The organism is Rodentibacter sp. Ppn85 (assembly GCF_001999335.1).
Classification (GTDB): Bacteria; Pseudomonadota; Gammaproteobacteria; order Enterobacterales; family Pasteurellaceae; genus Rodentibacter.
In genome coordinates this window covers 30,758-45,765 of the sequence record NZ_MLHS01000011.1, presented here as the reverse complement: position 1 = coordinate 45,765, position 15,008 = coordinate 30,758, and the positions used below count along the sequence as shown (strand labels likewise).

The window sequence follows — 15,008 nt, the reverse complement described above, 5'->3', positions numbered from 1 at the left end:
TTTTTATTATTGAAGAGGCATTATGAGTATCAAAATCCTATCAGAATCCGAAATTAAGCAACAAAAAACAAATTCTTACGAAACACCTGCCGTGCTATTTGCCAACCCTAAAAATCTTTATCAGCGCAGAGCCAAACGTTTAAGAGAATTGGCAAAAGAACACCCGCTTGCTGATTATTTACTTTTTGCGGCAGACATAGTTGAAAGTCAACTAAATACATTAGAAAAAAATCCGCTTGAAAAACAAAACTTAGAACATCTAATCGGAGTCAAGCCACTTAATGCAAGAACTTTCAAACGTAATCACATCTGGCGTGAATATCTCAGCGAAATCTTGCATGAGATAAAACCCAAAGCAAACGAACAAGTTATCGCAACCATTGAATCCCTGGAAAAAGCCGGCACAGCGGAACTAGAACAGATGGCGGTTCAGCTGTTAGCGGAAGAATTTAATTTAGTCAGTAGCGACAAAGCCGTTTTTATTTGGGCGGCACTTTCTCTTTATTGGTTACAATTAGCCCAACAAATTCCTCACGCAAGCCGTTTGGAAAATACGGAAAATATCCACTATTGCCCTGTTTGCGGATCTGCGCCGGTATCCAGTATGATCCACATTGGCTCATCACAAGGCTTACGTTATCTACACTGTGCCTTATGTGAAAGCGAATGGAATCTTGTACGCGCCCAATGCACTAATTGTAATGGACACGATAAATTGGAAATGTGGTCGTTAAATGAAGAACTAGCTTTAATTCGTGCAGAAACCTGTGGCAGTTGCGAAAGTTATTTGAAAATGATGTTCCAAGAAAAAGATCCTAATGTAGAATCGGTCGCCGATGATTTAGCCTCTATTTTCTTAGACGTAGAAATGGAAGAAAAAGGTTTTTCCCGTAGCGGACTTAATCCATTTCTCTTTCCACCGCAAGAAACTTAGCAAAAAAAACGGTCGTTATTTCCTTGATAACGACCGCATTTTTACAAATAACACGCCATCACAACGGCATTTTCCCTTCCGCCATCAGGCAGAGGATAGTAATTTTTACGAATATCCACCTCATTAAATCCTTGTTTTTCATATAACCAACGAGCCGGATTAGATTCCCTCACTTCAAGCCATAGGGTTTGAACGCCTTGCGCTTTAAGCCGTTCCATTAATTCCTTCAAAAGGAATGTGCCTAATCCCTTCTCTTGCATAGCAGGCTCAACAGCGATGTTAAACAATGTTGCCTCATCCAATACGCTTTGGCAAATGGCAAATCCGATAATTCGATTATCTTTAACCAATTTCAGATTCAAATACCGCTCGCCTTGATTATTTTTTAGCGTCCCGAAAGACCAGGGCACTAAATGCGCTTGTTGTTCAATCTCGTACAAACGTTCAAAATCGCGTTCTTCAATAGTAAAAATTTGAGGCATATAATTAAACTTGTTGAATTTGTTGCCAAAGTTCCCGTTTAGCGGAAGGGGAGGATTGAAAATCCTGATACTCCGGTGAGCGGTAGATGCGTTCAGCATGCAAGCAATAAGGTAAAGTGCGGTCAATTTTCTCCGTATTTTCAGCAAGTAACCAATAGCGTACGGAATGGTTTAACTCAAGATGTTGAACTTGCTCATAATTCAAACATAGGCAATCTTCTTGCTTTAATTCAAGACTCATTAACACATCGTCAAATAAAGGAAACGTACTCAAATTTTCATCGGATACCACCACAAAACGAATATGTTCCGCCACAGTAATTCCCACCGCCCCTTGAAATATCTCGGGACGATGAAGTTTCCATTGAGTTATCCCCATTTCTTTTAAAAGAAGATTGCGTCTTTCCATCTTTTTAATTAACGGGAAATTGTATCAAACGGATAACTCATTAAGCTCTTAACAATTGAATTTTCTTCCGCTTCCGTTGGTTTTTGCTGATAGGTTTTTAGGCTACGAAACGACAGAATATTTTTTTCTTTATGTACTACGGCGATGAAACGCTGAAAATTATTGCCATCACATGCATAGTAAGAAGTGCTTGCATAGTTTAATGTTTGCAAATCACATACTTTTTTATTGGAATCCCAATATTTTGCCATCAAAGTCGATACATGGGAGAGATCTTTTAGATAAAAAGTTTCACTGGTTACCGATTTACGATTTGAACGGTCTAAACTCACTGCTAAGCTAATAAAACGAGGATCATCGCCTTTTACCGCTCTCGTTTGTTTCACATATTTTTCACCATTAAATTCAATTTCAGTACCGGTTTTTTTGACACGCTCAAACTGTTCATCTAATTTTTTGAATATCTCAACCTGCTCGGGTGTCGCTTCAACTTTAGAAGGGGCTTGAGCTTTACCTTGTATCTGTTCAATTAATTGACAACCTGATAATAAAGCAGCCACTGTTGCCGCGAGTACGATTTTTTTCATAAAAAATTCCTTATAATAAATTGGCTATAACACTAATGAAAAATGTTTTATTAGCGTTATCTTTGCTAGAATAACGCCTAATTTTAACTAATAATCCACAGGATTCAAAGCGTGATGTCCCTTGAAACTGAAGTTTTAGAACGCCATCTTCCCCTTTTTTACCGTAAATCCGTGCTACTTACCGGTGGCATTGAGGATCAATTTCCACAAAAATTGGCAAAGTATTGCCAATCCGTTCAGGTTTGGAGCTGCTATTTTGATTACGCCCGCACCCAAAGTGCGGTCAATTTTTCAATTGAATTTCAAGGTGAGGCGGATCTCATTGTTTATTATTGGACAAAAAATAAGCAAGAAGTACAATTCCAACTGATGCAACTCCTTGCCAATGCGCAAGACGGACAAGAAATTCTCATCATCGGTGAAAATCGTTGCGGTGTACGTTCGGCAGAAAAAATCCTCTCGCCATTTGGTGATATTGCTAAAATTGACTCCGCCCGCCGTTGCGGCTTATACCATTTTTCCCTGAAAAAACGACCGCACTTTTCCCTCAATAATTTTTGGAAAACCTATCAACATCCCCAACTCAACGGCTTAACAATCCATAGTTTACCGGGCGTGTTCAGTGCAAATGAATTAGATGTAGGTACGGCACTTTTACTTTCTACTCTCAACCGCGCTATTAAAAGTAAGGTGCTTGACCTCGGCTGCGGAGCCGGTGTAATCGGCTCAATGATAAAAAAAATCAACCCGAAATCAAATGTCACGATGACTGATATTCATGCTATGGCTTTGGAATCAGCCCGCAAAACGCTCTTAGAAAATCAGTTAGAAGCCGAAGTGTTTGCTAGCGATGTTTTCTCTGATATTGAAGGAAAATTTGACTTAATCATTTCCAATCCTCCCTTCCACGATGGTATTGATACGGCTTATCAAGCGGTAAAAACACTAATTACTCAAGCTAAACGACATTTAAATCAAGGAGGCGAATTGCGCATTGTGGCTAATGCTTTCCTGCCTTATCCCGCTTTATTACAACAATATTTTGGGGAGTTTGAAGTATTGGCTCAAACTTCAAAATTTAAAGTTTACTCCGTAAAAAATTAACCCGAGATGGAAAAAAATTACACGATTAAGGATATTGCAAAACTTTGCCAAGTCGGGAAATCGACCGTTTCACGAGTATTAAATCATGATCCTAAAGTCAGCGAAACCACAAGACAAAAAGTCCAAAGAGTCATCGATTCCGTTGGTTTCAACCCAAACCGCTCCGCTCGGGCTATGCGTGGTGCACAAGAACCCGTAGTCGGGATTATTGTCTCGAAACTCAATTCAAGCGGTGAATCCCAAACATTACGAGCAATTTTGACCGCACTTTACCGCCAAAAAATTACGCCGATCATTGTTGAAAGCCAGTTCGATGAAAGACAAGTTGCCCGCCATCTCAATTTATTCAAACAACGCCAAGTAGATAGTGTCATTGTATTCGGATTTTCTCCTCTTTCCGAACAAATATTGCAGCAATGGCGGGGAAATATTGTTGTTATTGCCCGTTATTTTAAGGATATTTCTTGCGTTCATTATGATGATCAAAACGCGATTAACGCCCTCATGGATAAACTCTATACCCAAGGATACCGACACATTGGCTATCTCGGCATACATGATCAAGATGAAACTACGGGACGATTACGCACACAAAGTTACTTAGATTTCTGTCGGCGGCATCAACTTACGCCAAATTTTGCACTGACCGAGCTTGATATTGAAGCAGGCTATCATCATTGTGCGAAACTTACCCAACCGCTCGATGCAGTGCTATGCGCCACCACAAGCCTTGCCATCGGTGCAGTGAAATATCTGCAGGAACGCCAACAAATTCTTCCCCTTGCTTATATTGGGCAGAATCCTCTTCTAGAACATTTCGTACCAAATCTCCTCAACCTTGATTTTGGCTATGAGCAAGCAGGTAGTTGGGCGGTGGAATTGTTACTGGCACAAATTCACGGAAACAAAACCGTAGAACAGCGGCTGGTCTCCTTTCATTTGTTGTAAAAGTATGATTGCTGAAAACAACGCAAAAAATAACCGCACTTAACGCTTTCAATTTTGTGATCTTTATCACATTTCCAATATAATCCCACTTAAATTGGGAACGTTCCCATTTACTTTATAAAGCTAAAGCGTATAATTCCCAGCGGTTTAATTTTTATACTAAAAAGGTTTTTTATGGCTAAGCAGAAAATTGATCCTCAAAATGTGGATAAGCTGATCGCAGCAATTGGCGGACGTGAAAATATCGCAACAGTGACACACTGCATTACCCGTTTACGTTTTGTATTAAACGATGAAAGTAAAGTTGATGCCAAGGCGATCGAAAGCTTGCCGATGGTCAAAGCAAATTTCTCGACCGGCGGGCAATACCAAGTTGTGATCGGTCAGGAAGTGGCTGACTATTATAAAATTTTATTAAATAAAACGGGCTTAGCGAGCGTAGATAAAGAGCAAGTGAAAGCTGCGGCACGTCAAAATCAAAAATGGTATGAAAGCCTAATTTCACACATGGCGGATATTTTTATTCCACTTCTACCTGCATTAATTAGCGGTGGTTTGATTCTCGGTTTCCGTAATGTCATTGGCGATATTGCTATGTTCGATGGCAAGACATTGACCCAAATCAGCCCGTTCTGGAACAGTATGTACAGTTTCTTATGGCTAATTGGCGAAGCCATTTTCCATTTCTTACCCGTGGGGATTTGTTGGTCTATCGCCCGTAAAATGGGTACTTCGCCTATTTTAGGTATCATACTTGGAATTACCCTTGTTTCCTCACAACTCATGAACTCTTATGCACTCGGTTCACAATTGCCGGAAGCGTGGGATTTTGGTTGGTTCAGTATTGAAAAAGTGGGCTACCAAGCACAAGTGATTCTGGCAATTATGGCAGGTTTAATGCTCTCTTACATCGAGCGTTTTATGACAAAAATCGTACCTGATTTCTTAAATCTCATCCTTGTACCTGTCATATCCATTATCCTTGCCGTATTCCTAGCCCATAGCATTATCGGGCCTATCGGTCGTGAAATCGGTAATGGCGTCGCCTTTGTCGTGAAACATGCCTTGACGGGAGATTTTGCCCCAATCGGTGCGGCGTTGTTCGATTTTCTCTATGCACTGCTTGTGGTCACCGGCGTGCATCAAACCTCACTCGCGATTGATATGCAGATGATCCAAAGTATCGGCGGTACGCCGGTGTGGCCAATCATCGCTTTATCCAATATCGCACAGGCCTCTGCGGTAGTCGGTATTCTCTATGTGAACAAAAGCGCGCAATCTCGCGAAGTGGCGACTCCTGCCGCTCTTTCCGCTTATCTCGGCGTTACCGAGCCCGCAATGTATGGGATTAATCTCAAATATCGCTTTCCAATGCTATGCGCAATGATTGGAGCAGCCGTAGCAGGATTAATCTGCGGTTTATCCGGCGTGTTAGCCGGTAGTATTGGGGTGGGAGGCTTACCCGGTATCCTTTCCGTTCAATATCAATATTAGGGGGTATTCGGTATTGCGATGCTCGCGGCGATTGTCATCCCATTTGTACTGACGACGATTGTGTATAAACGCAAAGCTGCAACAGGAACGTTATAAAAAGGAGAATCCAAATGTGGAATAATGGAATTTTAGTCTTCAGTTTACTTTTGGCATTGCCCCTTGCGGCGATGCCAAAAACCGAATGGCAACAAACGATTACACAGCAAGAACAAAAATTAAAAGCAGATATTGGCGTAGCACTGCTTTCTGCTGAAGGAAAAGTACTATTTGAATATCAAGGAAATCGTGCTTTTCCGCTCAACAGTACCCATAAAGCCTTCGTTTGTGGAATCGCACTGGATTTATCTGAAGATAACCTGCTATCGTTCAACTATCAATTTCCGATCCAATCAAGCGACATTGTTAGTTATTCACCGATTACTCAACATAAAACGGCAATGAGTTTAACGGAGCTTTGTTCTGCTGCTGTAAGTTACAGTGATAACACTGCAGCGAATCTTATTGTAAAGCAGATTGGAGGTGTCAAAGTGGTAAGTAATTACTTTAAACGACAGGGATTAACACAAACCCGACTCGATCGCACAGAACCGGAAATGAACAGAGATAATCTTAAAAAAGGATTAGATCTTACTACGCCAATTGAAGCGGTTCAGCTACTCCATCAATTTATCTTTGGTGATCTACTGACTCAAGCATCAAAAGTACGTCTTACACAATGGATGTTAGATGATCAAGTCGCAAATGATTTATTACGTTCAACATTACCACGAGATTGGAAAATTGCTGATAAAACAGGGGCGGGAAGTCATGGTTCAAGATCGATTATTAGCGTTTTCTGGAAACCTGACGGCACCGCCTATCTACTCTCAATTTATCTCACTAACACCCAAGCAACAATGGAACAACGCAACCAAGCCATTGCAGAAATCGGTAAAGCAATTTTTGACCAACTGCCTTAAATTACTCTAAATTGATAGGTAACTTACGTTTAGCAAAGAATATAAAAAGGATAATAAAATGAATAATCAAAACTGGTGGAAAAACGGTGTTATCTACCAAATCTACCCAAAATCATTCCAAGATACGACAGGCAACGGCACTGGCGATATTCAAGGCATCATTAAACGTTTGGACTATTTACAAACTCTCGGCATTGACGGCATTTGGATCACGCCAATGTATGTATCCCCGCAAATTGACAACGGTTACGATATCGCCAATTATCGTGAAATTGACCCGATCTACGGTACGATGGCGGATTTCGAGCAGCTGATCGCAGAAGCCCATAAACGCAATATTCGTATTGTAATGGATATGGTATTTAATCATAGTTCGACATTCCACCGTTGGTTTGAAGAGGGAGAAAACCCACAAAGCGAATACCATGACTACTATATTTGGCGTGAAAAACCCACTAACTGGAAATCAAAATTTGGCGGTTCGGCATGGAAATGGTCGGATAAAGCGCAAAAATATTATTTGCATTTATTCGCCTCCGAACAGGCGGATTTAAATTGGGAAAATCCCAAAGTGCGGTCAGAATTATTTGAAATTTGTCGTTTTTGGGCGGAAAAAGACATTGACGGATTGCGTTTGGATGTGGTGAATTTGATTTCTAAACCCGAGCACTTTGAAGATGACTTCAAGGGAGACGGTCGCCGTTTTTATACGGACGGACCAAAAATCCACGAATACCTGCAAATGCTCAATCAAAACGCTCTCACGCCCTACGGCTTGATGAGTGTGGGTGAAATGTCTTCCACCAGCCTTGAACATTGCCAACGTTATGCAAATTTAAATGGCATGGAATTGTCCATGACGTTCAATTTTCATCACCTCAAAGTGGAGTATCCGAACGGTGAAAAATGGACATACGCAAAGCCTGATTTTGTCGAACTGAAATCAATTTTCAACTATTGGCAACAGGGAATGCACGGCAGGGCGTGGAATGCACTATTTTGGTGCAACCACGATCAGCCTCGCATCGTTTCGCGTTTTGGCGACGAGAGCGAACTTCGCACCACATCCGCCAAAATGTTAGCCATGCTACTTCACGGTATGCAGGGCACGCCCTACATTTACCAAGGCGAAGAGATTGGCATGACAAACCCGAATTTCACAACGATTAAAGCATATCGCGATGTGGAAAGTTTAAATGCTTATGAGGAACTGAAAGAAAAAGGCGTAAATGACGATCTGATTATTAAAATTTTGGCACAAAAATCCCGTGATAATTCTCGCACGCCGGTACAATGGGATGAGAGTGAGAATGCAGGTTTTTCCACGGCTCAACCTTGGATTGATGTGGCACGCAACTATACAGAAATTAATGTAGAAAAAGCATTAGCGGATAAGCATTCGGTATTTTACACCTACCAAACCTTAATCAAACTGCGTAAACAATTACCCATTTTAACCGAGGGTAATTACACGGATTTACTGCCGAATCACCCATCCGTTTGGACATATCAACGTCAAGCTAACGGACAAACTTTAACTGTGTTGGCGAATTTGAGCCGTCAACCGCAAGCTGTTGATTTGAATCTAAAAGGTGAGGTATTAATGAATAATTATGATAAGTTTGCGTTAGGCAGTGAAGTCGTGTTAATGCCTTACCAGGGCGTATATTTGTTGGCTTAAAATCATCGGCGGTAGTTTTCCAAATAAGATATGCTAATATTTAGAACTATCGCTCATTAACCAAAATAAGGAGAATATGATGATCGTAACCAGTTCTGCCATTAAAAATGGCGCATTTGAAGACAAATATGGCAAACGTGGAACACAATTCAGCCTAAACGGTATGCCCACCTATTCCATTCCTTTTGAAATAAAAGATGCCCCCGAAGGCACAAAATCTTTTGCCGTAGTACTTGAGGATAAAGACGCCATTACCGCAAGCGGGTTTGTATGGATTCACTGGTTAATCGCCAATCTTGAACGTACAAGCGTGCGGGAAAACGAAAGCCAAACCGCAACGGATTATGTACAAGGTGCGAATTCTTGGGCGAGTGTGTTAGGCAAATTTGAACTTGCCGAAGCCTCCTTTTACGGCGGTATGGCTCCCCCGAATTGTTTACATCGTTATGAATTAATTGTGTATGCCCTCGATACTAAACTCGATCTTAAGCCGGGTTTTCGTTTCAATGATCTTCATTTTGCTATGCAGGGGCATATTTTAGATCAAGCGGTTGTTATGGGGACTTATGACGTTTAGTCGCCTATAAGTAAAAAAAGAGCGGTCAAATTGACCGCTCTTTTTAATTTGCGCCTCGCTTAATTACATCACTATCACATCAAACTGCTCTTGGTTATAAAACTGTTCGGTTTTCACCTGAACACGTTTACCGATAAACATTTCCACTTCAGGAAGAAGCCCGTGAGATTCTTCATTAATTAGATATTCCGCAACAGAAGGAGAGGCATACACTACAAATTGCTCACTGCTGAATAAATGATAGACGCGAATAATTTCCCGCATAATCTCATAACACACGGTTTCCACTGTTTTCACATGACCGCGGCCGCGACATACCGGGCATTCATCGCATAAAATATGTTCGAGGCTTTCACGGGTTCGTTTACGTGTCATTTCCACCAAACCAAGTTGGGTAAAACCGTTCACATTCGTTTTTACCCGATCCTTGGATAAAGCATCCTGTAATGATTCCAACACTCGATTTCGATGATCTTCCAACTGCATATCAATAAAATCAATAATAATAATACCGCCAAGATTACGTAGCTGAAGTTGCTGAGCAATAGTTTTTGTTGCCTCAATATTTGTGTTGAAAATGGTTTCCTCTAAATTTCGATGCCCCACAAACGCACCGGTATTGATGTCAATAGTGGTCATCGCCTCCGTTTGCTCAATAATTAAATAACCGCCGGATTTTAAATTCACACGTTTATCTAAGGCTTGCTGAATGCTACTTTCAACCCCATACACATCAAATAGCGGTTGATTTCCCGAATAAAGCACGAGTTTATCGCTTAATTCGGGCATAAATTCATCGGTGAACTCTTTTACTTCGTTAAAGCAAATGTTGGAATCAATACGAATTTTTTCTAATGTCGTACCGATAAAATCACGCAAAATACGCTGTGGTAATGCCGGCTCTCCATAAATTTTCGAACGGGTCGGATATTTACTTTTACGCTCCAATACCTTGCGCCATAAACGTTTGAGAAATTCCGCATCTTGGCGAAGTTCTTCCTCTGTCACCCCTTCTGTCGCCGTGCGAATAATAAACCCGCCTAATTCATCGCAGAAGGGTTCCACCAACGCTTTTAAGCGGCAACGTTCTTCTTCACTTTCAATACGCTGTGAAACGCCTACATGACTGTTTTCCGGCATAAACACTAAGTAGCGGGAGGGTAATGTAATATCGGTAGTTAAGCGGGCACCTTTTGTGCCTAGCGGATCTTTCACTACTTGAACCACAATATCCTGCCCTTCACGCACCAATTCCGAAATACTCTTTACTTTAAATTGTTTCTGTTCATTTTCATCCACACATTCGGTATGAGATACAATATCGGAGGCATGTAAAAATGCCGCTTTTTCCAAACCGATATCCACAAATGCGGACTGCATTCCGGGTAATACGCGTGTCACCCGGCCTTTATAAATATTCCCTACGATACCGCGCTTTGCCTGGCGTTCAATATGGACTTCTTTTAATACGCCCATTTCCACTAATGCAATACGCGTTTCATAGGGTGTTACATTCATCAATAACTCTACGGCATCCATTATTTATTGTCTCTGAATCTTATTTTCACAAATAGAATAATAAATCTAAATAAGGTAGAATGCGAGCTTTCTTAAATTCTCAATACCTTTTCTAGGATTGTTTTGATCTAAAAAGCCCGTAAGGAAACAAAATGATCGATTTTCGCCCGTTTTATCAACAAATCGCTACAAGCCCGTTATCCGATTGGTTAGATACCCTCCCCCTTCAACTCAAAGAATGGGAAAAACAAACCCATGGCGACTATGAAAAATGGTCAAAAGTCGTGGATTTTCTGCCCGATTTACATGCCGAGAGTATTGATCTCAAAAACGCAGTGAAAGCCGACCGCACTTATCCGCTTTCAGAGGGTGAAAAACAACGTATTATTCACCATTTAAAACAGCTTATGCCTTGGCGAAAAGGTCCTTATCATCTATTCGGTATTCATCTTGATTGCGAATGGCGGTCCGATTTTAAATGGGATCGCCTTCTCTCTCATCTTGCGCCATTGAAAGATCGCATCATTTTAGATGTGGGCTGCGGTAGCGGTTATCATATGTGGCGTATGCTGGGTGAGGGAGCAAAAATGGTAGTCGGCATTGATCCTACCGAACTTTTCCTCTGCCAATTTGAAGCCGTACGTAAATTATTAAACAACGATCGCCGCGTAAACCTTATTCCGCTCGGTATAGAACAAATGCAGCCTCTTGCCGCCTTTGACACGGTTTTTTCTATGGGTGTACTCTATCATCGAAAATCCCCCTTAGATCATCTGGCCCAGCTAAAAAATCAACTGAAAAAAGGTGGAGAATTAGTGCTGGAAACGCTAGTAATAGATGGTGATGTAAATAGCATTCTTGTACCGACAGATCGTTATGCCAAAATGAAAAACGTGTATTTTATTCCGTCCGTGCCGGCTTTAGTAAACTGGTTGGAAAAAACGGGTTTTACAAATGTTCGCTGTGTGGACGTTGCCATCACAACACTTGAAGAACAACGTAAAACCGATTGGCTGGAAAATGAAAGCCTCATTGATTTTTTAGATCCGAATGATCATAGCAAAACGGTTGAGGGCTATCCCGCCCCTAAAAGAGCGGTCATTTTGGCGAACAAATAAAACAAAAAAGTGCGGTTAAAATTAACCGCACTTTTCATTGACCAAAAACTAATCTTGCTGTGCTTGTACCGCTGCGTAAGCAATCATATTAATAATACGGCGAACGGATGCTGACGGATTTAAAATATGGGCTGATTTATTTACCCCCATAAGGATAGGGCCGACAGTCACTGCTGTCGTTGTACCGCGTAGCAAGCTGTAACTAATACGTGCCGCACTTAAATTCGGGAAAACCAATAAGTTCGCAGAACCTTTTAGCGGGCTGTCCGGCATGATTTCTCGGCGGTGAGCCTCACTCATAGCTAAATCACCGCGAATTTCCCCATCGATCATCAATTTAGCATCACGTGCTTTCACAATCTCCAAGACTTCACGCATCTTCGGTGCGCCTAATTCGTTAGATGAGCCGTAATTTGAATGAGAAAGCAATGCAACCGCAGGTTCGATTCCGAAACGGTGCACTTCCTCTGCCGCCATTAGAGTAATTTCAGCAAGCTCTTCCGCATTAGGATCTAAGTTTACATGGGTGTCCGTTAAGAATACATTACCGCTCGGCAATACTAAACTCTGTAATGTTGCCGGAACTTTCACCCCCTCTTTTAAGCCGATAATATCTTGAATTGAAGCTAAATGTTTAGCGTAAGAACCGAATAAACCGCATATCAAACCGTCCGCATAACCAAGGCTGACTAAAATTGAGGCAAGTACGGTTGTATTTGAACGTGCTACGCGTTTAGCAATCGCTTGCGTAATGCCTTTTCGTTTAGTCAATTCATAATAATATTTCCAACATTCTTCATAGCGAGGGTTATTTTCATTATCAATGATCTCAAAATCAACGCCCGGTTGTAAACGTAAACCGAGTTTTTTGATTTTTGCCTCAATAATACTTTCACGACCAATCAAAATCGGTTTTGCCAAGCCCATAGAAACAACTTCTTGTGTAGCATGTAGCGCATTCGTTTCTTCCCCTTCGGCAAGAATAATACGCTGCGGAGATTGTTTTGCCTGATTGAAAATCGGACGCATAAATAAACTGGTTTTATAAACAAACTGAGTAAGTTTTTCAGTATATTCAGCCCAATTCTCAATAGGACGTGTTGCCACTCCTGATTCCATTGCAGCTTTTGCCACCGCCGGTGCGATACGCACAATTAAACGAGGATCGAACGGGCGGGGAATCACATACTCCGGACCAAATATCGCACCTTTACCGCCATAAGCGGAAGTGACTACATCATTTTGTTCTTCAAGAGCAAGATCGGCGATAGCATAAACGGCCGCTCGTTTCATTTCTTCATTAATTGCCGTCGCCCCGACATCCAAGGCGCCACGGAAAATAAACGGGAAACAAAGCACATTATTTACTTGATTCGGATAATCCGAGCGACCGGTACATACGATCGCATCAGGACGAACAGCTTTGGCTTCCGGCGGGGTAATTTCCGGATTAGGGTTAGCCAAGGCAAGAATTATCGGATGCGCCGCCATAGTTTTAACCATATCTTGTGTCAATGCCCCTGCGGCTGAACAACCAAGAAAAATATCCGCATTCGGAATGGCATCTGCCAGCGTACGCCATCCGTTATCTTCAATCGCATAATCTTCTTTTGTTTGATCCATGCGATCACCACGATTTTTATATACCACACCTTTTGAATCGCAAATTGTGATATTTTCACGTTTCATTCCGAGGGAAAGCAATAAATTCAAACAAGCGATTGAAGCGGCACCCGCACCTGATGCAACAAGACGTACCTCTTCAATTTTTTTCCCTATAATGCGAAGTGAATTAATAATGGCTGCGGCACTAATAATTGCCGTACCGTGTTGATCATCGTGAAATACAGGAATATTCATACGCTCCCGTAATTTCTGCTCAATATAGAAGCACTCGGGTGCTTTGATATCTTCAAGATTTACACCGCCAAAGGTAGGTTCAAGAGAAGCGATAATATCCACTAATTTGTCCGGATCATGTTCATTCACTTCAATATCAAATACATTAATACCGGCAAACTTTTTAAATAAAACCCCCTTTCCTTCCATAACGGGTTTGCCTGCAAGTGCGCCGATATTACCTAAACCCAGTACTGCCGTACCGTTTGAAATCACAGCCACCAAGTTTCCGCGTGCCGTATATTTGTAAGACGCCAAGGGATCTTTTTTAATTTCCAAACAAGGTTCCGCCACACCCGGAGAATAAGCGAGGGCTAAATCACGCTGGGTTGCCAACGATTTTGTCGGGGTAACTTCAATTTTTCCCGGAATAGGAAACTCGTGAAAATCCAATGCTGCTTGGCGTAGTTGTTCGCTCATATAAATACTCCATTGTGGTTGATACGGAACTTGGTTCGCACAGAACCAAATTGAAAAAACGGTTTGATTATACTCCCTTTTTTTCTCCAAATTTGTGATGAACCGCAAATTTTCACAAATCCTTTACAAAAATTACAGGTTGAATTAATGGGTTAAAAAGAGTAGGATGACGAAATCGGGAGACACTCTTTTGCTATCAAAAGTCAAATATGCGGTTAATCGACTGCAAAGAAAATTCATTAATAATCAACTCAAATCACGCTTGAACAACCATGGTATGACGGTTATCTCCGCCAACTGTGTCGGTGCGTTTATTTTGCATGATCTTGGTGAACCTTTTAACTCACCTTTTGTGAATCTTTATTTAAGCCCTAAAGACTTTATTCGTTATTTGCAAAATATCACGTTTTATCAACAGCAGCCCCTTGAGTTTGTCGCCTCTAGAAAAACTTATCCGGTCGGTAAATTGGCAGACATTGAAATTCATTTCATGCATTATCACAATGAACAAGAAGCAAAAGAAAAATGGCAAATCCGCTCAGCTCGGATCAACCTTGATAATTTATTTATCATCATGACAGATAAAGACGGCGCACAAGGTATTGATTATGAAAATCTTGTCGCCTTTAATCGGCTTCCGTTCAAAAATAAAGTGGTGTTTACTCACAAACCTTACCCTGAATTAGGCTCTGCATTTTACATAAAAGGTTTTGAACAGCAAAACCAAGTGGGTGATTTATTCACTTTTTCCGGTTGGAATGGAATGAAGTATTATGATCAATTTGATTATGTATCTTGGTTTAATCAAACTTAATTTATAGTTATCCCCGATCTCATGGGTGTTTTTTATTTTTCTTTATCCTGCCGGCAGATTCAAA

13 protein-coding genes and 1 pseudogene are annotated in these 15,008 nt (G+C 41.2%); 9 read left to right on the top strand and 5 right to left on the bottom strand.

What is annotated here, in order from left to right; translation table 11 throughout:
- Positions 1-22 precede the first annotated feature (22 nt).
- Positions 23-934 carry a formate dehydrogenase accessory protein FdhE gene (gene fdhE / locus BKL51_RS01635; RefSeq protein WP_077465011.1) on the top strand — a complete coding sequence of 304 codons (912 nt, stop codon included), beginning with the start codon at positions 23-25 and terminating at the stop codon, positions 932-934.
- A 41-nt stretch (positions 935-975) separates the two neighbouring features.
- Here fdhE and rimI read toward each other — a convergent pair whose 3' ends face one another.
- From rimI to BKL51_RS01620, 3 genes are read right to left on the bottom strand one after another with little or no spacing between them, the layout of a single operon-like run.
- Positions 976-1,416 (bottom strand): ribosomal protein S18-alanine N-acetyltransferase, encoded by a 441-nt coding sequence (gene rimI, locus BKL51_RS01630; RefSeq protein ID WP_077465010.1) that lies wholly within the window; start codon positions 1,414-1,416, stop codon positions 976-978.
- A gap of 4 nt (positions 1,417-1,420) precedes the next feature.
- The gene (locus BKL51_RS01625; protein WP_077465009.1) at positions 1,421-1,825 is read right to left on the bottom strand and encodes a DNA polymerase III subunit psi; all 405 of its coding nucleotides are present in this window, start codon (positions 1,823-1,825) and stop codon (positions 1,421-1,423) included.
- Positions 1,826-1,833: 8 nt separating this feature from the next.
- Positions 1,834-2,412 carry a membrane lipoprotein lipid attachment site-containing protein gene (locus BKL51_RS01620; protein ID WP_077465008.1) on the bottom strand — a complete coding sequence of 193 codons (579 nt, stop codon included), beginning with the start codon at positions 2,410-2,412 and terminating at the stop codon, positions 1,834-1,836.
- A gap of 111 nt (positions 2,413-2,523) precedes the next feature.
- Between BKL51_RS01620 and rsmC the strand changes: the two genes are divergently transcribed.
- From rsmC to BKL51_RS01590, 6 genes and pseudogenes are all read left to right on the top strand, one after another.
- The gene (gene rsmC, locus BKL51_RS01615; RefSeq protein ID WP_077465007.1) at positions 2,524-3,516 is read left to right on the top strand and encodes a 16S rRNA (guanine(1207)-N(2))-methyltransferase RsmC; all 993 of its coding nucleotides are present in this window, start codon (positions 2,524-2,526) and stop codon (positions 3,514-3,516) included.
- 6 nt (positions 3,517-3,522) lie between these two features.
- The gene (locus BKL51_RS01610; protein WP_077465006.1) at positions 3,523-4,464 is read left to right on the top strand and encodes a LacI family DNA-binding transcriptional regulator; all 942 of its coding nucleotides are present in this window, start codon (positions 3,523-3,525) and stop codon (positions 4,462-4,464) included.
- A 174-nt stretch (positions 4,465-4,638) separates the two neighbouring features.
- Positions 4,639-6,054: pseudogene (treB, locus tag BKL51_RS01605) on the top strand (PTS trehalose transporter subunit IIBC).
- Positions 6,055-6,068: 14 nt separating this feature from the next.
- Positions 6,069-6,917 (top strand): class A beta-lactamase, encoded by an 849-nt coding sequence (gene bla, locus BKL51_RS01600; protein ID WP_077465005.1) that lies wholly within the window; start codon positions 6,069-6,071, stop codon positions 6,915-6,917.
- A gap of 58 nt (positions 6,918-6,975) precedes the next feature.
- Positions 6,976-8,598: an alpha,alpha-phosphotrehalase gene (gene treC, locus BKL51_RS01595; protein ID WP_077465004.1), complete on the top strand. Its 1,623-nt coding sequence runs from the start codon at positions 6,976-6,978 to the stop codon at positions 8,596-8,598.
- A 79-nt stretch (positions 8,599-8,677) separates the two neighbouring features.
- Positions 8,678-9,175: a YbhB/YbcL family Raf kinase inhibitor-like protein gene (locus BKL51_RS01590; protein WP_077465003.1), complete on the top strand. Its 498-nt coding sequence runs from the start codon at positions 8,678-8,680 to the stop codon at positions 9,173-9,175.
- 63 nt (positions 9,176-9,238) lie between these two features.
- On the opposite strand, the gene rng is transcribed toward BKL51_RS01590, so the two are convergent.
- Positions 9,239-10,714 (bottom strand): ribonuclease G, encoded by a 1,476-nt coding sequence (gene rng, locus BKL51_RS01585; protein ID WP_077465002.1) that lies wholly within the window; start codon positions 10,712-10,714, stop codon positions 9,239-9,241.
- A gap of 131 nt (positions 10,715-10,845) precedes the next feature.
- Here rng and cmoB point away from each other — a divergent pair, with 131 nt between their 5' ends.
- Complete coding sequence (cmoB, locus tag BKL51_RS01580) at positions 10,846-11,811, top strand: tRNA 5-methoxyuridine(34)/uridine 5-oxyacetic acid(34) synthase CmoB (RefSeq protein WP_077465001.1); 966 nt, start codon at positions 10,846-10,848, stop codon at positions 11,809-11,811.
- Between the two features lie 48 nt (positions 11,812-11,859).
- On the opposite strand, the gene BKL51_RS01575 is transcribed toward cmoB, so the two are convergent.
- The gene (locus BKL51_RS01575) at positions 11,860-14,130 is read right to left on the bottom strand and encodes an NADP-dependent malic enzyme (RefSeq protein WP_077465000.1); all 2,271 of its coding nucleotides are present in this window, start codon (positions 14,128-14,130) and stop codon (positions 11,860-11,862) included.
- A gap of 166 nt (positions 14,131-14,296) precedes the next feature.
- On the opposite strand from BKL51_RS01575, the gene BKL51_RS01570 reads away from it, so the two are divergent.
- Positions 14,297-14,944 (top strand): DUF1919 domain-containing protein, encoded by a 648-nt coding sequence (locus tag BKL51_RS01570; protein ID WP_077464999.1) that lies wholly within the window; start codon positions 14,297-14,299, stop codon positions 14,942-14,944.
- Positions 14,945-15,008: the final 64 nt, after the last annotated feature.